Source organism: Streptomyces iakyrus, from assembly GCF_000717055.1.
Taxonomy (GTDB): Bacteria; Actinomycetota; Actinomycetes; order Streptomycetales; family Streptomycetaceae; genus Streptomyces; species Streptomyces iakyrus.
Window position 1 is genome coordinate 223232 of record NZ_JNXI01000006.1, and the last position, 20182, is coordinate 243413.

Consider the following 20182-nt stretch of genomic DNA (forward strand, 5'->3'; position numbering starts at 1 on the left):
ATCGCGCTGGCGAAGGCGGAGAAGAAGCTGAAGAAGGCCCAGAAGGACCTGTCTCGCAAGCAGAAGGCGTCGCCCACCCGACTCTCCTGCCGGTCCGGCGCCGCCACGTCGTGCAGGAGGCCGCCGTCGTCCCGGAGGGCTCGCCGGTCAGGACGGCGGCCTGACCCGTGGGGGCGCCGGCCGCCTCAGACCGGGTAGGCGTGGGTCTGGGCCGCCTTGACCGTCGCCCAGACCTCCGCGCCCGGGTGCAGGCCGAGCTCCGCCGCGGCGACCGTCGTGAGGTCGGCGGTGAGGGGGAGCTCACCGGTGAGGTCGGCCCGGATCTGGTCGCCGTGGGTCTCCAGACCGGCCACCTCGCAGCGCCACAGGTTGCGGGCGCTGGAGCCGGAGGGCCGGTCGCGGTGGAGGGTGACCGCGCTCGGCGGGAACGCCACGAAGACCGGGCCGGACAGGACCTCCGTCGTGGTCAGGGGCGGGCCGTCGGCCGGCCGGACGGTGTGGCCGTCCGCCTCTCCCCGGTAGAGGTTCAGGCCGACCAGCCGCGCGATGTAGTCCGTACGCGGGTGGCGGGCGATGTCGGCCGGGGTGCCCTCCTGGACGACCCGGCCGTGCTCCACGACCACCAGCCGGTCGGCCAGCACCATCGCGTCGAGCGGATCGTGGGTGACGAGCACGGCGACCGCCTCGAACGCGGCCAGGTGCCGCCGGAGCCGGGCACGCACCTCCAGACGGGTACGGGCGTCCAGCGCCGCCAGCGGCTCGTCGAGCAGCAGCAGCCGGGGGCGGGTCGCCAGGGCGCGGGCGAGGGCGACGCGCTGGGCCTGGCCGCCGGAGAGCCGGCGTGGTTTGACACCGCTGTGCGCCGCGAGGCCGAGGCGGTCGAGCCACTGAGCGGCCTGCGCCCGGGCCTCGGCCTTGGTCGCGCCCTGGCAGCGGGGCCCGAAGGCGACGTTGTCGAGGGCCGTGAGGTGGGGGAAGAGCAGGTAGTCCTGGAAGACGACTCCGACGGGACGGGCCTCCGGCGGCGTACGGTCTAGCCCGGTGCCGTCCAGCCGCAGATGACCGCCGGACAGCGGGGCCAGTCCGGCGAGGGCGCGCAGCGCGGTGGTCTTGCCGGCGCCGTTCGGCCCGAGCAGGGCGACGACCTCGCCGGGCGCGACGGTCAGCGCCACGTCGAGGCGGAAATCCCCGCGGTCCACGACGAGACGGGCGTCGAGCCCGTCCGTGGAGGGGCCGGTGGCGGGGTGGGTCTCGGTCATCCGGCACGCATCCATCGGTCGCGCAATCCCGCCAGCACCGCGATCGACACCGCCAGCAGCACCAGGCTGAGGGCGATCGCGGCCTCCGGGTCGCTCTGCAGGGCCAGGTAGACGGCCAGCGGCATGGTCTGGGTGCGGCCGGGGAAATTGCCGGCGAAGGTGATCGTCGCCCCGAACTCGCCGAGCGCCCGCGCCCAGGCGAGGACCGCCCCCGCCGCGATGCCCGGCGCGATCAGCGGCAGCGTGACCCGGCGGAACGCGGTGAAGCGGGACGCGCCCAGGGTGGCAGCCGCCTCCTCGTAGCGGGGGTCGGCGGCCCGCAGGGTGCCCTCGACACTGATCACGAGGAACGGCATCGCCACGAACGCCTCCGCGATCACGACCCCGGCGGTGGTGAAGGGCAGCGTGATCCCGAACCACGCGTCCAGCCACTGCCCGACGATGCCGTTGCGGCCGAGTGCCATCAGCAGCGCCACCCCGCCCACGACCGGAGGCAGGACGAGGGGCAGGGTGACGAGGGCGCGTACGAGGCCGCGGCCGGGGAAGTCGACGCGGGCCAGCAACCAGGCCAGCGGCACGCCGAAGACCAGGCACACCGCGGTGGCCGCCGTGGCGCTGACCAGGGACAGCCTGAGGGCCTGCCAGACGTCCGCGCTGGTCAGCTGCTCGGGCAGGCTGTGCCAGGGGGTCCGCACCAGCAGGGCGATCAGCGGCACGATCAGGAAGGCCAGGCCGGTCAGCGCGGGGATCAGCAGGGGCAGCGGGACGCCCGTCCGGGCGCTCCGGCGCCGCGGACCGCCCCGGAGGGTGTCGGCCGCGGCGCGAGGCTGATCGGCAGGGAGTGTCACGGCTTGAGGAACCCGGCCCCGCTCAGCACCTTCTGGCCCTCCGCGGACCGCACCAGCGCGATGAACGCCTTGGCTGCCTCGGTGTTGGGCGCGTCCTTGAGCAGCGCGATCGGGTAGTCGTTGACGGCGTCGGCGGACTCGGGGAACCTCACGCCCTCCACCTTGTCGCCCGCCGCGCGCACGTCCGTCTTGTAGACGACGGCTGCGTCGGCCTCCTTCAGCTCGACCTTGGTGAGCGCGGCCTTGACGTCCTGCTCGTAGGAGACAGGGGTGAGCTTCAGCCCGCCCGCGTCGAGGGCCTTCTGCGTGGCGGCGCCGCACGGCACCTCCTTGTCGCAGAGCACCACCTTCAGATCCGGTGCGGCGAGGTCCTCGAGGGAGGAGACCTTATGCGGGTTGCCCGGCAGGGTGGCGATCTCCAGCTCGTTGCGGACGAAGGTCACGGGGGCGCCCGAGGCGTCCCCCGCGTCCGTGACGATCTTCATGGTCTTGGGGCTGGCCGAGGCGAAGACGTCCGCCGGGGCGCCGCCGGTGATGCTCGCGGCGAGGGAGTCGCTGCCGCCGAAGCTGAAGGTGACCTTCGTGCCCGGGTGCTTCTTCTCGAACCGCTCGCCCAGGGTCGTGAAGCTCTCCTTCAGCGAGGCCGCGGCGAACACGGTCACCTCCCCGGACAGCTTGCCCGACCCGGAGGAGTCCGGCTTCGCGGAGGAGTCCGAGCCGGACGACGAGCAGGCGCTCAGGGCCAGCAGGGCGGCGGCTGCCACCGCTGCTCCCTGGAGCGGGCGGCGGATGCGGCGCACGGTACGGGTCGTCACGGGTCTGCTCCCTCTGCTGGGTATGCGCCGATGATAATGCCGCAGATGCGAGGGGGAGACCCCCTGTCGATTCGCATGAGCGGCACTGAACTCCGTAGAGGCTGGCATGTGCGTTCGTACGGGAGGGCCGGCGGGATCTACCCGCTGCGGTTCCGGTGCCCGTGGTGCTCCAGGGCCCAGTGGCCGAGCAGTGCCCCGCCGTAGACGACGTAGCCCACGCCGATGAGCCAGGACTCCACGACGAGGACGACGCCCATCGCTCCGTAGCTGATCGCGTTGGTGACGATGAGGGGGGTGAAGACGAAGTAGGAGAACAGGCGCAGGCCGCCCAGCCCCAGCATGGTGGCCAGCGCGCCCGGGAGCAGATCGCGCCAGCGGACCTGCCCGCCCAGCAGGAAGCGCTGCCCCCACCAGAAGAACAGCACCCCGGACGCCGAGCTCAGCGCGATCCGCTGCGGCCCCGAGAGGAGGTCCCGCGTCTGCACCTCCTGGTACAGGTACGCCGTCATCGCGATCAACCACACCGCCTGCCGCCAGACGCGGTGCCACGGCCCCGAGGGCAGGCCCCAGATCCGCTCGTAGCCGTTCTGCACACTCCCGCCGAACGCGACACCGAAGACGGCCAGCGCCACCCCGCCGAGCACGCTCGTGGTGCCGATGACCTTGCGCGGCGGGCTGATGATGTCCGTGAGTACCCGCGCGGACCTCCCGGACAGCCCCATGCCGTCGGCCAGCCACGACGCGAAACCGCCCCTCCCCAGCGGGTCGGCGGCGGCCACCACGATCAGCAGCGGTGCCAGCGTGACCAGCGCGAGGGTGGCGAACCCCGTGGCCCGGTGCATCAACTCCAGGTCCCGGCCCTGCCGCACCAGGGTGTGGGCACCGGCCCGCCTCCACCCGCCGTGCACCGTGCGGCCCAGCCGCCTCACGGAAGCCGGTCCGCGCGGGCGCCCGCCGTGCCCGGTGGTCTGGTGACGGTCATGCCTGGGTCCGCCTCCCGCTCCGTGCTCCGTTCGCTCGCGGACATCGTTGACCGTTCCGTGGCGGAGCAAACGCGGCAAACCGGGCGGTGCCCGCGTGGGTCAGAGCCCCACGAACGCCGCCCCCGCGTCCCGCAGCCGCTCGTGCAGCCCCCGGAACACCGCCGCCGAGCGCACCCCCGGCCAGTCCGCGGGGAGCAGCCCGGACGGCAGGCCCGGGTCGGTGTAGGGGAGGTGGCGCCAGGAGTCCAGGGCGAGGAGGTAGTCCCGGTAGGCCTCCTCGGCCGGGGTGTCCTCGCGTTTCTCCCAGTCGCGCAGCACGCGCGCGTGGCGGTCGAGGAACGCCTCGTGCTCCTTGGCGATGGCCGCCAGGTCCCACCACCGGGCGACGGCCTCCGCGGTGGGCGCGAAGCCGAGGTGCTCGCCGCGGAAGAAGTCGACGTACGCGTCGAGCCGCAGCCGCTGGAGCGTGTGCCGGGTCTCCTCGTAGAGCCGTGCGGGCGCGATCCACACGCCCGGGGCGGCCGTGCCGAAACCGAGCCCGGCCAGACGGGAGCGCAGCACGTGCCGCTTCTGCCGCTCCGACTCCGGCACGGAGAACACCGCGAGCACCCAGCCCTCGTCCTCCGGCGGGGCCAGGGCGTAGATACGGCGGTCGCCGTCGTCGAGCAACTGGCGGGCGTCCGGGGACAGTTCGTAGCCGGCCGCACCCTGGGCGGTGCGGGCCGGCACGAGCAGTCCGCGTCTCTTGAGCCGCGACACCGAGGAGCGGACGGACGGGGCGTCCACGCCGGCCGCGGCCAGCAGCCGGATCAGTTCGGCTACCGGCACGGGGCCCGGGACGAAGCGGCCGTACGCGCCGTAGAGCGTGACGATGAGAGACCGTGGTGCATGCTGGTCGGACACGTTGATCATCTTAGGTCGTACGGATCACTCCTGGCCGCCTCCCGGTACCCCTTCGGCGCGCAGTCTGAACCGCTGGAGCTTGCCGGTCGCCGTGCGCGGCAGCGCGTCCAGGAAGACGATCTCGCGGGGGCACTTGTACGGCGCCAGCTCGCTCTTCACGAAGGCGCGCAGCGCGTCGGCGTCCCGCTCCGCGCCCTCCTTGAGGACGGCGAAGGCCAGCACGACCTGCCCGCGGGCCTCGTCGGGGCGTCCCACGACCGCCGCCTCCACCACGTCCGGGTGCCGCAGCAGCGCGTCCTCCACCTCGGGGCCGGCGATGTTGTACCCGGCCGAGATGATCATGTCGTCGGCCCGTGCGACGTAGCGGAAGTAGCCGTCGGGGTCGCGGACGTAGGTGTCGCCGGTGACGTTCCAGCCGCCGCGCACGTAGTCCCGCTGCCGCGAGTCGGCGAGGTAGCGGCAGCCGACCGGCCCGCGTACGGCGAGCAGCCCCGGCTGCCCGTCGGGCACGGGCCGGCCGTCCGCGTCCTGCACGCGCGCCTGCCAGCCGGGCACGGGAACGCCCGTGGTTCCGGGCCGGATCCGGTCGTCGGCCGCGGAGATGAAGATGTGCAGCAGCTCGGTGGCGCCGATGCCGTTGATGACGCGCAGGCCGGTGCGCTCGTGCCAGGCCTGCCAGGTGGCCGCGGGCAGGTTCTCGCCGGCCGAGACGCAGCGGCGCAGGGAGGAGACGTCGTGCCCGTCGAGTTCGTCGAGCATCGCGCGGTACGCCGTAGGGGCGGTGAACAGCACGGAGACCCGGTGCCGGGCGATGGCGGGCAGCAACTGCCGGGGTCCCGCCTGTTCGAGCAGCAGCGCACGCGCGCCGGCCCGCAGCGGGAAGACCACCAGCCCGCCGAGACCGAAGGTGAAGCCCAGGGGAGGGCTGCCGGTGAACACGTCGTCCGCGTCGGGCTTCAGGACGTGCCGGGAGAAGGTGTCCGCGATCGCCAGGATGTCCCGGTGCAGATGCATGCAGCCCTTGGGGCGGCCGGTGGTGCCGGAGGTGAACGCGATCAGCGCCACGTCGTCGGCCGCCGTCCGGACGGCCTCGTACGGGGTGGTGGGCGCCGGGCGGTTGAGGAGGTCGTCGGGGGCGTCACCGCCGTAGGTCGTGATGCGCAGGCCGGGGACCTCGGCCTTGGCGAGGTCGTCGACGGCCCGGATGTCGCACAGCGCGTGCCGCACCCGCGCGATCTCGCACATCGTGCTCAGCTCGTGCGGCCGCTGCTGGGCGAGCACCGTGACCGCCACGGCCCCCGCCTTCAGCACCGCCAGCCAGCAGGCCGCGAGCCAGGGCGTGGTGGGTCCGCGCAGCAGCACGCGGTTGCCGGGCACGATGCCGAGTTCACCGGTGAGCAGGTGCGCGACGCGGTCCACGCGGGCGCGCAGATCGCCGTACGTCCACGGTTCGCCGGTGGGTGTCAGGAACGCCGGGCGGTCGTCGGGCGGGCCGTGCAGCAGTTCGGCGGCGCAGTTGAGCCGTTCGGGGTAGTGCAGCTCCGGCAGATCGAAGCGGAGCGCGGGCCATTGGTCCCGGGGTGGCAGATGGTCCCGGGCGAAGGTGTCGACGTGGGCCGTGCCCCGTGGAGTCATACGGTTCGCCCCCTTGGCGTGGTGGGCTCGCCCCTGGAGCGTATCGTGTTGGTGACGACAGTCAACGGTCCGCGATAACCTCGGAGGGGCCCGGCCGGAAGGCGGGGTGGCGGAGAAGGGACCGGCGATGACCGCATTCTCGCTCGAACCGGCACAACTCGCCTGGTGTGCCGAGCTGCGCACCCTGGCCGCACAGCGGCTCCGCCCGCTGGCCGACAAGGGCGAACCGGGGCATGTGAACCGGGCGCTGGTCGCCGAGCTCGGCAGTCTCGGGCTGCTCGGACGCCTGTTCACCTCGGGCGCGCTCGACCTGTGCCTGATGCGCGAATCCCTCGCCTACGCCTGCACGGAGGCCGAGACGGCCCTGGCCCTCCAGGGCCTCGGCGCCCACCCCGTCCACGCGCACGGCACGCGGGAGCAACGCGCCCGCTGGCTCCCCCGGGTGGCCGACGGCACCGCGATCGCCGCCTTCGCGCTGAGCGAGCCGGGCGCGGGATCGGACGCGGCGGCGCTGGAGTTGCGGGCGGAGCCGGAGTCCCCGCGGCGCGAGGGGCCATCGGCCGCCCCGGCACTCGCCGCCGCCCCCGACGGCCCCGCCCGTTGGCGTCTCACCGGCGAGAAGTGCTGGATCTCCAACGCCCCCGAGGCCGACTTCTACACCGTCTTCGCCCGGACCACCCCGGGTGCCGGGGCCCGCGGCGTCACCGCCTTCCTCGTCCCCGCCGACCGCCCGGGCCTGACCGGCCGCGGGCTCGACATGCTCTCGCCGCACCCCATCGGCGCCCTCGTCTTCGACGCCGTGCCCGTGACGGCCGACGACGTGCTCGGCGAGGCCGGCCGCGGCTTCCGGGTCGCCATGGGGACGCTCAACCTCTTCCGGCCCAGCGTCGGCGCCTTCGCGGTCGGCATGGCCCAGGCCGCCCTCGACGCGACCCTCGCCCACACCGCCGGGCGGGACGCCTTCGGGGGCAAGCTGATGGACCTGCAGGCCGTCGCCCACCAGGTCGCCGAGATGGCCCTGCGCACCGAGGCGGCCCGGCTGATGGTCCACGCGGCGGCGTCGGCGTACGACGCGGACGACCCGGACGTGCCCCGGCGCTCCGCCATGGCGAAACTGCTCGCCACCGAAACCGCCCAGTACGTCGTCGACGCGGCCGTCCAGCTGCACGGCGCCCGGGCCCTGCAACGCGGCCATCTGCTCGAACACCTCTACCGCGAGGTGCGCGCCCCGCGCATCTACGAGGGGGCCAGCGAGGTGCAACGCGGCATCATCGCCAAGGAGTTGTACGCCCGTCGGGAGGCCCGGTGAGTACCGAGCGCGTCAACCCGCCCGAGCTGTCCCCGCCGGCCGGCTTCTCCCATGCCGTGGTGGCCTCCGGGTCGCGGGTGGTGTTCCTGGCCGGTCAGACCGCCCTCGACGCCGACGGCAAGGTGGTCGGCCGCACCGTGCCCGAGCAGTTCGAGAGGGCCCTCGCCAACCTGCTGGCCGCCCTCACCGCGGCCGGCGGCACACCGTCCGACCTGGCGCGCGTCACCGTCTACGCCACGGATGTCGAGGCGTACCGTACGCACGCCCCTGAACTCGGCCGACTGTGGCGTGCGGCGGCCGGTCGCGACTACCCCGCCATGGCGGTCGTCCAGGTCGTCCGGCTGTGGGACGCGGAGGCGATGGTGGAACTGGACGGCTTCGCGGTCCTGCCGTAGCGGGACCGTCGTGCCGCCGTGCAGCGGCCTCGGGTCAGGCCGCGACGGCCAGGCCCTGCGCCGTCACCCGGCGGGGCTGCACCACGCGCCCGTCGGGGAGCAGCTCACCGGTGTCGTCGAAGACGACCGTTCCGTCGCACAGCAGGCTCCAGCCCTGCTCGGGGCGGGCCGCCACGACGTGCGCGGCGGGGGAGGGGGAGTCGGTCGCGGGGCACTGGGGCTGGTGGGCACACATGGCGCACCTCCACGTCGGTAGGGCCATCCGAAGGGTTCGTCTGACTCGTACAGACAGACCATCCTCCCGCCTGGGACTCATCGGAACGGCCCGGCCGGAAGCGTGACACGCCCCGGACATTCCCGGGACGGTTCCACGACGGCCGGCGCGGTCGAGCCACCGAAGGGTGAGGATGACGGGCGCCGGGCCCGTGGGGCGGGTACGAGTGGAAGCCGCAATCCAACCCTTTTCGGGAGGCTTCCCTCATGCGTGTACGTCCCCTTCTCGGCACGGCGGCCGGTGCCGCGCTGCTCCTGCTCGCGGGCGCGGCGCCCGCCACCGCGTCGGCCCTCGCCCCCACCGGCTCCGTGACGGTCGACGCCGTGGGCCGGATCGCCGCCGACGGCACCGTCACCCTGTCGGGCACCTACCGCTGTGCCGGCTCCAGCGGCCCGGTCTTCGTCGGCTCCTCCGTAAGTCAGGGCGCCTCCACGATCCGTTACGGCATCGGCGGCACCCGGGCCGTGTGCGACGGCGCCGAGCACCGCTGGGTGAACTCGGGCCGTACCGGATCCAGCGCGCTGGTGGCCGGGGCTGCCCACGTCCAGGCCACCGTGGTGGAGCTGCGCAGCTTCGGCGGCCTTCCGCTGCCCGTCTTCCATGCGGTCCAGGACCAGGACGTCACGCTGACGCAGACGGCCCGAGCCCGGCGGTGAACCGTTCGGTGGGCGTTCGATTCCGGGACGCCCGCCGATCCTGTTTAATTGCGAAGTCTTTGCAACAACAGGATCAGGGCAACAAAGGGTGTGAGGTCACATGTCGACCCGTCGGATACGAGGGGCCGCCGTCACGGCGGCGCTGGCCGCGACGGTCACCGCCTGCTCGGCCCCCGGTGGCGGCGGCTCGGGCGACGGCAAGTCCGGGGGATCCGTCGTCCTCGGGGTGGCCTCCGAGCCGGACACCCTCAGCCCGCTGCTCGGCTACGGCAAGGACGGCAACTCCAAGATCTTCGACGGGCTCCTCGCCCGCGACGCCGGCCTGAAGCTGAAGCCCGCTCTGGCGGCCGCCCTGCCCGAGGTCACCGACGGCGGCCGCACGTACACCTACACCCTGCGCGACGGGGTCGAGTTCAGCGACGGCGAACCGCTGACGGCCGCCGACGTCGTCTACACGTACCGGACCGCCCTCGACCCGAAGACCAACAACACCTTCAAGAGCGAGCTGGACGCCGTCAAGGAGGTCGAGGCGCGCGGCGACGACAAGGTCGTCTTCACGCTCAAGTACCCCTACGCCCCCTTCGCCGCCCGCACCGTCCTGCCCATCGTCCCCGAGCACATCGCGGGGGAGCAGGACCCCAACACCGGCTCCTTCAACACGAAGCCGGTCGGCACCGGGCCGTACGTCCTCGCCAAGTGGAGCAAGGGCGAGAAGCTCACCTTCAAGGCCAACCCCCGCTACTGGGGCGGCGAGCCGAAGGTGAAGACCTTCACCATGGCCGTCATCGGCGACGACAACGTGCGCGCCACCCGCCTGCGCTCCGGCGACCTGGACGGCGCGGTCCTCCCGCCCAACCTCGCCGCCACGTTCAAGGGCGACGACGGCAGGCGCACCTACGAGGCCCGGTCCTACGACTTCCGGGCCGTCACCCTCCCCACCGCGAACAAGGTCACCGGCGACCGCGCGATCCGCCGGGCCCTCGACGCCGCCGTGGACCGCGAGGCCATGGTCGACAAGATCCTGGACGGCGCCGGCCGCCCGGCCTACGGACCGCTGCCCGTCGACGACCCCGCTTTCACCGAGGACATCGAGCGCACCCAGGACCTCGGCAAGGCCGGCAAGATCCTGGACGAGGCCGGCTGGAAGCCCGGCGAGAGCGGCGTCCGCACCCGGGACGGACAGCGGGCGGCCTTCACCCTGCTCTACCCCTCCGGCGACAAGGTCCGCCAGGACCACGCCCTCGCCTACGCCTCCGACGCCAAGAAGGCCGGCATCGAGGTGAAGGTGGAGAGCGCCACCTGGGAGGTCATCGAGCCCCGCATGAAGGACACCGCCGTCCTCGCGGGCTTCGGCAGCACGGGCGACCCCGACTTCGGCCTCTACACCCTGCTGCACTCCTCCCTCGCCGGCGACGGCTTCAACAACATGGCCCGCTACGACAACCCGGCCGTGGACCGCGCCCTCGACAACGGCCGCCGCAGCCAGGACCCGGCCGAGCGCACCTCCGCCTACGACAAGCTCCAGCGCGCCCTGGTGCAGGACCCCGGCTACACCTTCCTCACCCACATCGACCACCTCTACGTGCTGGCCGACCGCTGGGAGAAGCTGAACACCCAGCTGGAGCCGCACGAGCACGGCTTCGCCAGCGGACCCTGGTGGAACATCGAGGACTGGCAGCCGAAGAAGTGACCCGCCTCCCCTGGGGAGCGATGGCACGACTGGCGGGACGGCGGGCCCTGTTCGCCGTCCCCGTCCTGCTCGTCGTCACCTTCGGCGTGTTCGCCATCGCCGCCGCCTCCCCCTTCGACCCCGTCAAGGCCTACGCCGGCACCGCCGCGCTCGGCGCCGACCAGCAGACCCTGGACCGGCTGCGCGAGAACCTCGGCGTGGACCGGCCCTTCGCCGCCCGCTGGTGGCACTGGCTGACCTCCGCCCTCACCGGCGACCTCGGCCACTCCAGCGTCATGCGGCAGCCGGTCGCCCAGGTCATCGGCGAACGGCTCGTGTGGTCCGCGCTGCTCTGCGCGCTCGCCTTCGCCGCCGCCGTGCTGGTGGGCACGGTCCTCGGCGTGCTCGCCGCCCGCCGCCCCGGCTCGCTCGTCGACCGGACCGTCACCTCCCTCGCCTACACCCTGGAGGCGGCACCGGTCTTCTGGATCGCACTGCTCGCCATCTGGCTGTTCGCCCTCCAGTGGGACGTCCTCCCGGCGGGCGGCCTGACCGACACCGGCAGCGAACAGGTCACGCCGGGACAGGTCACGAGCCATGTCCTGCTCCCCGCCGGTGTCCTCGCCTTGTCCCAGCTGCCCTGGTTCACCCTGTACGTACGCCAGGGCGTCGGCGACGCCCTGGCGGAGGACCCCGTACGCGGCGCCCGCGCCCGCGGCCTGAGCGAAGGCACCGTCCTGCTCGGCCACGCCCTGCGCTCCGGGCTCCTCCCGGTGCTCACGCTCATCGGCTCCCGCGTGCCCGAACTCATCACCGGCGCGCTGCTGGTGGAGAGCGTCTTCAGCTGGCCGGGCATCGCCGCGGCCACCGTCGAGGCGGCCACCGCCGTCGACTTCCCGCTGCTCGCCGCCCTGACGACCCTGGCCACCGCGGCGGTGCTCGCCGGGAACCTGCTCGCCGACCTGCTCTACGGACTGTTCGACCCGAGGGTGAAGCTCAGTGACATGTGACGCACCCGCGCCCGCCGCCGCCCCGGAGCGGACCGAGTGGCGCTCGCACGGACCCCGGCGCCGCTCCACCCGCGCCCTGCGCGTGCGCACCTCCGCCGTGCTGGTGGCCGCGACCGTCCTCGCCGTGCTGCTCGTGCCGCCGCTGGTCCAGCTCGACCAGCAGGCCGTCGACCTCGCCGCCAAGCTGCGACCGCCCTCCTGGGCCCACCCGTTCGGCACCGACGACGTCGGCCGCGACCTGCTGCTGCGCTGCGTCTACGGACTGCGCGTCTCGCTGCTCGTCGGCGTGGCGGCGGCGCTGACCGCGACCGTCGTCGGCACGGCGGTGGGCGCCGCGGCCGGGGCGCTGGGCGGCTGGGCCGACCGGGCCCTGATGCGGGTGGTCGACACGTTCTCGTCGGTGCCGCATCTGCTGCTCGGCATCTTCATCGTCGCCATGTTCCGCCCCGGGGTGTGGCCCGTGGTCATCTCGGTCGCACTGACCCACTGGCTGTCCACGGCCCGGATCGTCCGTGCCGAGGTGCTGTCCCTGCGGTCCAGGCCCTACATCGACGCCGCCGTCTCCGGCGGGGCGTCCCGGTGGCGGGTGACCGTACGTCACCTGCTGCCCGCCGTCCTCCCGCAGGCCGCGCTCGCCGCCGTGCTGATGGTGCCGCACGCCATGTGGCACGAGTCGGCGCTGTCCTTCCTCGGGCTCGGGCTGCCCACACACACGGCGAGCCTCGGCACCCTCATCCAGACCGCCCGCGGCTCCCTCCTCGCCGGTCAGTGGTGGCCGACCCTCTTCCCGGGGCTCTTCCTCATCGTCCCCACCCTCGCCATCGCCGGACTCGCCGGAGCCTGGCGCGAGCGGATCAACCCCCGCCACCGATCGGAGCTGATGCTGTGAGCACCGGTATGGACTCCATGCCCCCCGTGCTGTCGGTGCGCGGCCTGTCCGTGCGGTTCCTCATGCCCGGTGGGCGCCGCGTCGCCGCCGTGACCGACGCGCGGTTCGACGTGGCACCCGGCGAGTGCCTGGCCCTGATCGGGGAGAGCGGCTGCGGCAAGTCCGTACTGGCCTCCGCCCTGCTCGGACTGCTCCCCGGCAACGCCCAGACCGCCGGTTCGGCCCTCCTCGGTGACCTCGACCTGCTCACGGCCGGCGAGCGGACCCTCGCCCGCACCGTACGAGGGCGGCTCATCGGCCTAGTACCGCAGAGCCCGGCCGCCCACCTCACCCCGGTCCGCACCGTCCGCTCCCAACTGGAGGAGACGGTCGCCACGTTGACCACGACCCGGGGACGAGCCGCCCTGCGGGCCGCCGCCGAGGCCGCCGCCGAACGGGCCGCGTTCCCCGCGGACCACCTCGACCGCCACCCCCACCAGCTCTCCGGCGGTCTCGCCCAGCGCGCCGCCACCGCCCTTGCCCTGGTGGGCGACGCGCCCCTGCTGCTCGCCGACGAACCCACCACCGGACTCGACCGCGACCTGGTGGACCGTACGGCCGACGAACTGCGCCGGCACGTCGATGACCCGGGCGAGGGCGGCAGGGGACGGGCCCTGCTGATGATCACCCATGATCTGGCGGCCGCCGAGCGCATCGCGGACCGGGTCGCGGTCATGTACGCCGGACGGATCGTCGAACTCGCCGACGCCGCCGCGTTCTTCGGCTCACCGGGACCCCGCCACCCCTACAGCCGCGGCCTCCTCCAGGCCCTGCCCGACCGCGCCTTCACTCCCATCCCCGGCATGCCGCCCGAACTCGGCGACCTCCCGGCCGGCTGCGCCTTCGCCGCCCGCTGCGACCGGGCCACCGACACCTGTGCCACCGAGCCGCCCCCCGGCACGGTCGCCTGCCACCACCCGCACGTGCCGGAGGACGTCCGTGCTTGAACTGCGCTCCATCACCGCCGGATACGCCAGGAACGCCCCGGTGGTCCGGGACGTGTCCCTGACCGTCGCGTCGGGCGAGTCCGTCGGCCTGCTCGGCCCGAGCGGCTGCGGCAAGTCCACCCTCGCGCGGGTCGCGGCCCTGCTGCACCGCCCCGACTCCGGCACCCTGCTCCTCGACGGCGAGCCCGTACGGCGCTGGCGCCACCGCGCCCCACGCGAGAAGCGCACCGCCTTCGGGGTCGTCTTCCAGCAGGCCAGACTCTCCGCGGACCCCCGGCTGGCGCTCACCGACCTGATCGCCGAGCCCCTGCGCGCCACCGGTCGCGGCGCGGAAGTACCGGGCAGGATCGCCGAGTTGGCCCCCACGGTCGGTCTCACCCCCGACCTGCTGACCCGGCGGCCGCACGAGGTCAGCGACGGGCAGCTGCAACGCGCCTGCCTGGCACGGGCGTTGGCGCTGCGCCCGCGCCTGCTGGTGTGCGACGAGATGACCGCCATGCTCGATGCCTCGACGGCCGCAGCCCTGGTCGCGGCCGTCGAGGACTACCGGGCCGCGACGGGCGCCGCCCTGCTGGCCGTCGGCCACGACCGCGCCCTGCTCGGGCGCTGGTGCGACCGCACCGTCCAGTGGGACAGCCTGGCCTGAGGCGCTACTCCTGTACGTGCCGGATGGCGTCCAGCACGATGTGCGCCACATGGTCGTCGGTGAGGGTGTACCGCGTCTCGCGGGCCTGACGCCGGGCGGTGACGATCCGGGAGGTGCGCAGCACCCTCAGGTGCTGGGAGACCAGCGGCTGGCTGACGCCCAGGGCGGTCACCAGTTCATGGACGTACTTTCCGCCGCCGGCCAGTTCCCGCACGATGCCCAGCCGGACGGGTGAGGCCAGGGCGCGCAGCAGCTCGCCGGCCGCCTGCAGGGTCGGATCCGGCTCGTCCGTCGGGGGAGAGGGCGTCGTTGTCATATGCATACATTAGCATATGACAACGATTCCCAGTTCGTTCTCCGCCTGGCTGGGGGCGGCTGCTGCCGTCAGTGGTCGTCCCAGTGTCCCTCGTGAGCGGCGTGCCGGTGGCCGTCGTGCACGTAGTCCGTGTGGTCGTCGTGCCGCACGGCCAGGTGGCCGCAGTCGTCGCCGTGCTCGTGGTCGTGGTTCCGGTGCACCGCGTGGCCGTCGGTCGCGCACTCGTCGGTGTGGCCGTCGTGCGTCCGGTGGATGTGGCCGTCGTGGGCGTAGTCGGTGTGGTCGCCGTGGGTGAACGCGAGGTGTCCGCAGTCCTCGCCGTGGGTGTGCGCGTGGTCCTCGTGGGTGATGTGCTGGGCGGTGGACATGGTTGAGCTCCTTGCGTGTGCTGGTGCCGGCCGTGACGGTTCGACCCGGGCCGGACATGGCGACATTAACATATAGCGATTCCTGCATGTATTGTGCGGGGACCTGCCGCGCCCCGCATCCGGGGCGGGGCGCACGGGTGAATCGCCGGTCTAGCGCACCGCCACCACCACGCAGCTGTCGCCGTACTGCCACACCGGGCCGGCCTTGGCGAAGCCGGCCTGCCGCAGGAGCTCCAGGTGGCCGGAGAGGGGGAGTTCGGCGGGGCGTGCGGTGCCGAGAGGGGCTTCGCGGCGCCGGCGCTCGGTGAGGAGGTCGGTCAGCTCCGGGTCGTCGCCGACCGCGGCCCACCAGGAGCCCCAGTCCTCGTGGGCGAACACGCGTTGCCGGTCGGCCCGGCACCGCCCGACATGGGCGGCGATCCCCGCCGGGCCCGCCTCGCCCTGGGGGAGGTGGTCGCCGTTGACGAGGACGCCGCCGGGCCGCAGCAGCCCGGCGAGCTGCCGGTAGGTGCCGAGCAGGGTGTCGCGGTCCAGGTAGTGCAGGGCCGTCGTGGACACCGCCGCGTCCAGGGGCCGGTCCAGATCCAGGGCCCGCACCCAGCCGGGCGCACCGATCTCCGCGTCGACGTAGCGAGCCGCGTCCGGGTGGTGGGTGCGGCCCAGCTCCAGCAGGACGGGATCCCGGTCCACGGCCACGATCTCGGCGTCCGGCAGCCGCCGGATCAGCCGGGCCGCCAGCGAGCCCGGCCCGCAGCCGAGGTCCACTACGAGAGGCGGGGCCGCGCGCCCCGCCGTGACGTGCTCGACGACATCGGCGATCACCGTGAACCGCTCCTCGCGGTCGACGGCGTACCGCTGCTGCTGGAGCTCCCAGCGCTCCACCCATCGCTCCGCCGTCGCCAGACTCAGCCCCATCCGGTCGATCCACCTCGTCGTCTCGCACCTGACTCGTTACGGCCCGAGCCTACAGGTGGAAACGGTTCCCATTATGCTTAGTTGCCGGTGTCACGCCAGTGAGGCGAGAACGGACAGCAGCCGGTCGACCTCCTCCACCGTGTTGTACACATGCAGGCTCACCCGCACCGAACCGGTCTTCTCGCCCGCGTCGCCCTGGCAGTGATGGTCGGAGCGGACCATGAACCCGTGGCTGAACAGGATGAACCCCAGGTCACCCGAGTCGATGGCGTGGTGCCGCAGCGTCACGATGCCCTGGCGGCGCTGCACGGCCGAGTCGGCGGCGAGACTGAGCGGGCAGCCGAGGATCTCGTAGGCGTCCAGCCGGCGCAGCCCCTCGGTCAGCCGGACCGCCAGGTCGCCCGTCCACCGCTCGATCCGGTCGACACCGGCCGCCTCCAGCCAGTCCAGGGCCGCTTCGAGCGAGGCGATGCCCACCGTGTTCGGGGTGCCGCTCCACCCGCCGGGCACGAACTCCGGCCCGCGTGCCTGCCGGGCCCAGACCGCCCCCGAACCGGGCAGAGCCAGTGCCTTGTGACCGGAGAACACCACGAAGTCGACGTCCAGCACCGCCACGGACACCGGCAGATGACCCACACTCTGGGCGGCGTCCAGGCAGATGACCGCGTCCGGGCCGATGGCCTCGCGGATGCGGTGCACGTTCATGTCGCCGCCGTAGACGTGGTGCACATGGGTGGTGGCCACGAACCGCGTGCGCGGCCCGGCCCGTTCCGCCAGCGCCCGGTGGTCGTAGTCCCCCGAGCCGCTCTGGTACGGCATCGGCACCACCCGCACGTGCACCCCCTCCCGTGCCAGCGACTGCTGCGCCTCCAGCCAGGGCACGATGTTCGCCTGGTGATCGGCGTCCGGCACGACGATCTCGTCACCGTCGTGCAGGAAGCCCGGCAGCCAGTCGCGGGCGATGGTGCGCAGCCCCTCGGTGGTGCCGCCGGTGAAGTGGACGGCGGAGCGCTCCGGCCGGTCGTCCCCGAGGAACCGGGCGACGCGCCCGCGGGTGCGCTCCACCAGCTCCGTGGTCCGGTTGGCCCAGGTGTAGGTGCCGCGCGCGGAATTGGCGTTGGAGGTGGTCAGATACGTCTGCACGGCGTCCAGGACGGCCTGCGGCTTCTGCGCCGTGGCCGCGCTGTCCAGGTACGCCAGCCCCGGATGCCCGGTGACGATGGGGAACTGGGCGCGCAGCGCCCGCTGCCACCGCTCCTGCTCCTCGCGGCCGCTCGGCGTGCTCACGCCGGTCAGTCCCGCACCAGGGGCGCGCCCGCGTCCCGCCAGGCGATGATGCCGCCGGCCAGGCTGCGCACGTCCGGATGGCCCATCCGGGTCAGCAGTGCCGCGTACCGGGCGGACTGCTCACCGACCGGGCAGGCCAGCAGCACCGGCCGGCGCCGGCTGAACGGCAGGCCGCCCCGCACGAGTTCCGCGAAGAGCTCGTCGACGATGTTGACCGAACCGTCGATGTGCAGCGCCGCGTACGCGTACGGGCTGCGCAGGTCGACCACGAGCGGCCGGTCGCCCTCGATCCAGCGCCGGGCCTCGGCCACGGTGACCGACGGCGCCCCGCCGACCTCGGCGTCGGACAGGTCGGCCGCCGAGTTCTTCCGGGGCGGGCGGCCCAGCAGATCGGGCCGCCGCTGCCGGACGTAGCTCAGATAGCTCTCCACCCGGTCGCAGACGATGAACACCGCCGTCCGCCGTTCCTCCGACTCCTCGTCCAGAGGCCGCAGATGGCGGACGGCGCCGAAGTAGGCCGCCCCTCCGGTGGGCCCGCCCAGGATGCCGCAGCGGCGGTTCAGGGTCAGCATTCCCTCGATCGCCTCGTCGGCGGTGACCGACTCCATCGTGTCGTACGTCTCCGGGTCGAACAGGCCCACCTCCTGCACCTCGTCGATGGTGCGGATCCCGGGGATGAAGTCGGACTTGGCCGCCACGAGACCGACCACCCGCACAGAGGGATCCTCCTCCCGCAGTGCGCGGGCGACGCCCGTGGAGGACCCGGCCGTGCCCACACAGGCCACGAACCAGTCCGGAACACGGCCGTCCAGGTCCTTGACGATCTCCGGGCCGGTGCCGGTGAGATGGGCCTCGGTGTTGCGCGGGTTGAAGTACTGGTCGGTGTGCAGGTAGGCGCTGCCCGAAGCGGCGAGCGTGCGGTGGAACAGGGTCAGCGGATCGTCCGTGGCGGTGGGGTCCAGGCACTCGCTCTGCCCCGGCAGCTCCTCGATCTCCGCCCCGAGCAGCAGCAGGAGGTCCTTGATCTCCGGGACCCGCATCCGGTTGGTGACGCTCTTGAAGCCCAGGCCGTGCATGCCCGCGATGACCGCGAGGGCCTTGGCCGTGTTGCCGCTGGACAACTCGACCACCTGGCTGCCGTGTTCGACCGCCTCGGCCAGCAGGGGCCCCGCCATGCTCCAGGCGGCCCGGTCCTTGACCGAGCCGAAGGGGTTGAGCATTTCGAGTTTCGCGTACAGATCGATGGTGCGCAGGCCGTGCACCGCCGGGTCTATCCGCACCAGAGGGGTGTTGCCTATCGCCTCGGTGATGCTGTCGTACCTCACTGAGCTCCCCTCGCGGGCGTGATCGGCCAGAACTGGTCGTCGAGGCACCAGCGCCAGGCGTCGCCGTCCTGCCAGGCGGCGACCTTGCCGGCGGCGGGCTGGTGCTGGGCGCGGGTGGCGTGGAAGTCCATGGCGTAGCCGGCGGTGTTGGCGAAGGCCAGCACGTCGCCGGGTTCCGGGCGGCGGGGCAGGAACACCGTGCGCCGGGTGATCAGGTCGGTCTCCAGACAGAGGCTGCCGAAGAGGTGCACGGCGACAGGCCCGTCCCCCGGCCCCGCTCCGCTCCGGGGGACGACCACGGGGTCCATGAGCACTCCGTGGTCCTCCAGCGCGATGTCGTCGGCCTTCGCGGCCAGTCGTACGAGCAGTTCCCCGCCGCCTTCCTGGGTGCGGACCTCCAGGACACGCGCGAGGGTGAGTCCGCACTGGTCGAGCAGCGCCCGGCCGGGCTCGGTGTGCAGGTCGTACAGGTGCTCCAGCAGCAGCGCGGCCAGCGGGCGCCCGCCCAGCGAGGGGGCGGGCTGGGACAGCAGCTCGTCCAGGTAGGCGGCGCCGGCCACGGGCCGGTGGGCGGGGTACAGACCGAGCGTGCCGCGCAGCGTGCCGGACTCGTTGCGCAGCCCGTAGCCGTGCCCGCCCCACGTCAGGGGCGGACGCCGGCCGAGCACGGCCGCGGTCAGCGCGGTCGTGTACGCCTCCCACTGCTCACGCTCGGCGAGATAGCCGATGCCGAAGCCGCCGCCGATGTCCACGGCCCGCGGCCGCAGCCCCCGGCTCCGGCACAACTCCAGCGCGGCCAGGCTCCCTTCGAGGGCGGTCGCCTTCTCCGCGACGCTCGTCGTGTCCAGGTGGAAGGCCACCCCCGCCGGATCGACCGCGTCGGCATGCCGCTCGACCGCCTCCAGCAGCAGCTCCAACTCCCTTACGGGCGTGCCGAAACGGCTGCGCCGGCTCAGCACCTTCACCCCCGACGTCTCGAAGCCCGACAGCCGCAGCAGCACCCGTACCGGGGCGAGCGTGTGCTTGCGCACCAGGGCGGCGAGCTGGTCCAGCTCGGCGAGCGCATCCACGCTGACCGTGACACCCGCGCGGGCCGCCAGCCACAGGAACTCGGGGTTCTTCGGCCCCGTCGCCGTGATCCGGCCGGCACCGAACCCGGCACCCAGCGCGTGCTGCAACTCGCCCAGCGACGCGACGTCCACGCCCGCGTCCGTCGCGGCGAGCCGCCGCAGCAGCGCGCTGGACCGGTTGGCCTTGTGGGCGTAGAAGACCTGGCCCGACAGGTGGTGCGAGCGGTACACCGACCGGAACCGCTCCAGGTTCTCGGCGATCTGGTCCGGCACCACGACGTGCAGGGGTGAGCCGAGGGCGTCGACGATCGAGTGCAGCGTGCCGTGCGCCGCCACGAGCGACCTCAGCCTTGGCTCCAGCCGCGGTTCGAGATACAAGGGCCGGCCGTCCATGCGCGCTCCCCCTCCTGAGGCCGCCGCACCCGTCATCCGGGCACGTCGGACACTCCCCGCGTATCGCCGTATAGCCCATATCCATTCTTCGGTCGCTTTACGCCCTGTAAGGCCAGGGCCCGGACCTTGGCCGGTGTGAAGCGGATCACGGGCCGGGCGGCGGCGCGCGCCGGGCGCGAGGCGGCGGCATCCGCGGTCCGCGGCCCGGCGCGGACACGCCCCGTGCGCCAC

21 protein-coding genes are annotated in these 20182 nt (G+C 73.3%); 8 read left to right on the plus strand and 13 right to left on the minus strand.

Annotated features, from left to right (window positions below; all coding sequences use genetic code 11):
* Positions 1–185: 185 nt before the first annotated feature.
* From OO68_RS12860 to OO68_RS12885, 6 genes are all read right to left on the minus strand, one after another.
* A complete protein-coding gene (locus tag OO68_RS12860; RefSeq protein WP_051814607.1) occupies positions 186–1259 on the minus strand; it encodes an ABC transporter ATP-binding protein in 1074 nt (357 codons plus the stop codon).
* Entirely contained in the window at positions 1256–2107 is an 852-nt protein-coding gene (locus tag OO68_RS12865; RefSeq protein ID WP_033308428.1) for an ABC transporter permease, read from the minus strand. Before OO68_RS12865 ends, OO68_RS12860 begins: the two co-directional genes overlap by 4 nt.
* Positions 2104–2922 carry a molybdate ABC transporter substrate-binding protein gene (gene modA / locus OO68_RS12870; protein ID WP_033308429.1) on the minus strand — a complete coding sequence of 273 codons (819 nt, stop codon included), beginning with the start codon at positions 2920–2922 and terminating at the stop codon, positions 2104–2106. Before modA ends, OO68_RS12865 begins: the two co-directional genes overlap by 4 nt.
* Positions 2923–3059: 137 nt before the next feature.
* Complete coding sequence (locus OO68_RS12875; RefSeq protein ID WP_106974327.1) at positions 3060–3851, minus strand: ribonuclease BN; 792 nt, start codon at positions 3849–3851, stop codon at positions 3060–3062.
* Between the two features lie 153 nt (positions 3852–4004).
* The gene (locus OO68_RS12880; protein WP_033308430.1) at positions 4005–4817 is read right to left on the minus strand and encodes a PaaX family transcriptional regulator; all 813 of its coding nucleotides are present in this window, start codon (positions 4815–4817) and stop codon (positions 4005–4007) included.
* Between the two features lie 15 nt (positions 4818–4832).
* The gene (locus OO68_RS12885) at positions 4833–6443 is read right to left on the minus strand and encodes an AMP-binding protein (RefSeq protein ID WP_033308431.1); all 1611 of its coding nucleotides are present in this window, start codon (positions 6441–6443) and stop codon (positions 4833–4835) included.
* A gap of 127 nt (positions 6444–6570) precedes the next feature.
* Here OO68_RS12885 and OO68_RS12890 point away from each other — a divergent pair, with 127 nt between their 5' ends.
* Positions 6571–7752 carry an acyl-CoA dehydrogenase family protein gene (locus tag OO68_RS12890; RefSeq protein WP_033308506.1) on the plus strand — a complete coding sequence of 394 codons (1182 nt, stop codon included), beginning with the start codon at positions 6571–6573 and terminating at the stop codon, positions 7750–7752.
* On the plus strand, positions 7749–8147 hold the full coding sequence (locus OO68_RS12895; RefSeq protein ID WP_033308432.1) for a RidA family protein: 399 nt from the start codon (positions 7749–7751) through the stop codon (positions 8145–8147). The genes OO68_RS12890 and OO68_RS12895 overlap by 4 nt, the downstream gene beginning before the upstream one ends.
* Positions 8148–8181: 34 nt before the next feature.
* Here OO68_RS12895 and OO68_RS12900 read toward each other — a convergent pair whose 3' ends face one another.
* Positions 8182–8382, minus strand: a complete 201-nt coding sequence (locus tag OO68_RS12900; RefSeq protein WP_033308433.1) for a DUF5999 family protein — start codon at positions 8380–8382, stop codon at positions 8182–8184.
* Between the two features lie 245 nt (positions 8383–8627).
* Here OO68_RS12900 and OO68_RS12905 point away from each other — a divergent pair, with 245 nt between their 5' ends.
* The 6 genes from OO68_RS12905 to OO68_RS12930 all read left to right on the plus strand — a co-directional run bounded on the left by OO68_RS12905 (position 8628) and on the right by OO68_RS12930 (position 14277).
* Complete coding sequence (locus OO68_RS12905; protein ID WP_033308434.1) at positions 8628–9077, plus strand: DUF6299 family protein; 450 nt, start codon at positions 8628–8630, stop codon at positions 9075–9077.
* 100 nt (positions 9078–9177) lie between these two features.
* Complete coding sequence (locus tag OO68_RS12910) at positions 9178–10767, plus strand: ABC transporter substrate-binding protein (RefSeq protein ID WP_033308435.1); 1590 nt, start codon at positions 9178–9180, stop codon at positions 10765–10767.
* Between the two features lie 20 nt (positions 10768–10787).
* Positions 10788–11756 (plus strand): ABC transporter permease, encoded by a 969-nt coding sequence (locus OO68_RS12915; protein WP_033308436.1) that lies wholly within the window; start codon positions 10788–10790, stop codon positions 11754–11756.
* Positions 11746–12645: an ABC transporter permease gene (locus tag OO68_RS12920; RefSeq protein ID WP_033308437.1), complete on the plus strand. Its 900-nt coding sequence runs from the start codon at positions 11746–11748 to the stop codon at positions 12643–12645. Before OO68_RS12915 ends, OO68_RS12920 begins: the two co-directional genes overlap by 11 nt.
* A gap of 8 nt (positions 12646–12653) precedes the next feature.
* On the plus strand, positions 12654–13631 hold the full coding sequence (locus tag OO68_RS12925) for an ABC transporter ATP-binding protein (RefSeq protein ID WP_033308438.1): 978 nt from the start codon (positions 12654–12656) through the stop codon (positions 13629–13631).
* Entirely contained in the window at positions 13624–14277 is a 654-nt protein-coding gene (locus OO68_RS12930; RefSeq protein WP_033308439.1) for an ABC transporter ATP-binding protein, read from the plus strand. The genes OO68_RS12925 and OO68_RS12930 overlap by 8 nt, the downstream gene beginning before the upstream one ends.
* Before the next feature lie 4 nt (positions 14278–14281).
* Here the strand turns inward: OO68_RS12930 and OO68_RS12935 are convergent, their stop codons facing one another.
* The 6 genes from OO68_RS12935 to OO68_RS12960 form a co-directional block, all read right to left on the minus strand.
* On the minus strand, positions 14282–14593 hold the full coding sequence (locus OO68_RS12935; protein WP_033308440.1) for an ArsR/SmtB family transcription factor: 312 nt from the start codon (positions 14591–14593) through the stop codon (positions 14282–14284).
* 68 nt (positions 14594–14661) lie between these two features.
* On the minus strand, positions 14662–14961 hold the full coding sequence (locus OO68_RS12940; protein ID WP_033308441.1) for a hypothetical protein: 300 nt from the start codon (positions 14959–14961) through the stop codon (positions 14662–14664).
* Between the two features lie 150 nt (positions 14962–15111).
* Positions 15112–15876 (minus strand): class I SAM-dependent methyltransferase, encoded by a 765-nt coding sequence (locus OO68_RS12945; protein ID WP_033308442.1) that lies wholly within the window; start codon positions 15874–15876, stop codon positions 15112–15114.
* A 90-nt stretch (positions 15877–15966) separates the two neighbouring features.
* Positions 15967–17163, minus strand: coding sequence for an aminotransferase class V-fold PLP-dependent enzyme (locus OO68_RS12950; RefSeq protein WP_245236956.1), 1197 nt, complete (start codon positions 17161–17163; stop codon positions 15967–15969).
* Between the two features lie 5 nt (positions 17164–17168).
* Complete coding sequence (locus tag OO68_RS12955; RefSeq protein ID WP_033308444.1) at positions 17169–18488, minus strand: pyridoxal-phosphate dependent enzyme; 1320 nt, start codon at positions 18486–18488, stop codon at positions 17169–17171.
* Entirely contained in the window at positions 18485–19951 is a 1467-nt protein-coding gene (locus OO68_RS12960; protein ID WP_033308445.1) for a Y4yA family PLP-dependent enzyme, read from the minus strand. The genes OO68_RS12955 and OO68_RS12960 overlap by 4 nt, the downstream gene beginning before the upstream one ends.
* Positions 19952–20182: the final 231 nt, after the last annotated feature.

What these genes read in the sequence shown, in the direction of transcription:
- OO68_RS12860 (WP_051814607.1), bottom strand. Translation starts at nt 1,259, where the DNA reads ATGACCGAGACCCACCCCGCCACCGGCCCCTCCACGGACGGGCTCGAC.
- OO68_RS12880 (WP_033308430.1), bottom strand. Translation starts at nt 4,817, where the DNA reads ATGATCAACGTGTCCGACCAGCATGCACCACGGTCTCTCATCGTCACG.
- OO68_RS12885 (WP_033308431.1), bottom strand. Translation starts at nt 6,443, where the DNA reads ATGACTCCACGGGGCACGGCCCACGTCGACACCTTCGCCCGGGACCAT.
- OO68_RS12890 (WP_033308506.1), top strand. Translation starts at nt 6,571, where the DNA reads ATGACCGCATTCTCGCTCGAACCGGCACAACTCGCCTGGTGTGCCGAG.
- OO68_RS12900 (WP_033308433.1), bottom strand. Translation starts at nt 8,382, where the DNA reads ATGTGTGCCCACCAGCCCCAGTGCCCCGCGACCGACTCCCCCTCCCCC.
- OO68_RS12905 (WP_033308434.1), top strand. Translation starts at nt 8,628, where the DNA reads ATGCGTGTACGTCCCCTTCTCGGCACGGCGGCCGGTGCCGCGCTGCTC.
- OO68_RS12910 (WP_033308435.1), top strand. Translation starts at nt 9,178, where the DNA reads ATGTCGACCCGTCGGATACGAGGGGCCGCCGTCACGGCGGCGCTGGCC.
- OO68_RS12915 (WP_033308436.1), top strand. Translation starts at nt 10,788, where the DNA reads ATGGCACGACTGGCGGGACGGCGGGCCCTGTTCGCCGTCCCCGTCCTG.
- OO68_RS12925 (WP_033308438.1), top strand. Translation starts at nt 12,654, where the DNA reads ATGGACTCCATGCCCCCCGTGCTGTCGGTGCGCGGCCTGTCCGTGCGG.
- OO68_RS12935 (WP_033308440.1), bottom strand. Translation starts at nt 14,593, where the DNA reads ATGACAACGACGCCCTCTCCCCCGACGGACGAGCCGGATCCGACCCTG.
- OO68_RS12940 (WP_033308441.1), bottom strand. Translation starts at nt 14,961, where the DNA reads ATGTCCACCGCCCAGCACATCACCCACGAGGACCACGCGCACACCCAC.
- OO68_RS12945 (WP_033308442.1), bottom strand. Translation starts at nt 15,876, where the DNA reads ATGGGGCTGAGTCTGGCGACGGCGGAGCGATGGGTGGAGCGCTGGGAG.
- OO68_RS12960 (WP_033308445.1), bottom strand. Translation starts at nt 19,951, where the DNA reads ATGGACGGCCGGCCCTTGTATCTCGAACCGCGGCTGGAGCCAAGGCTG.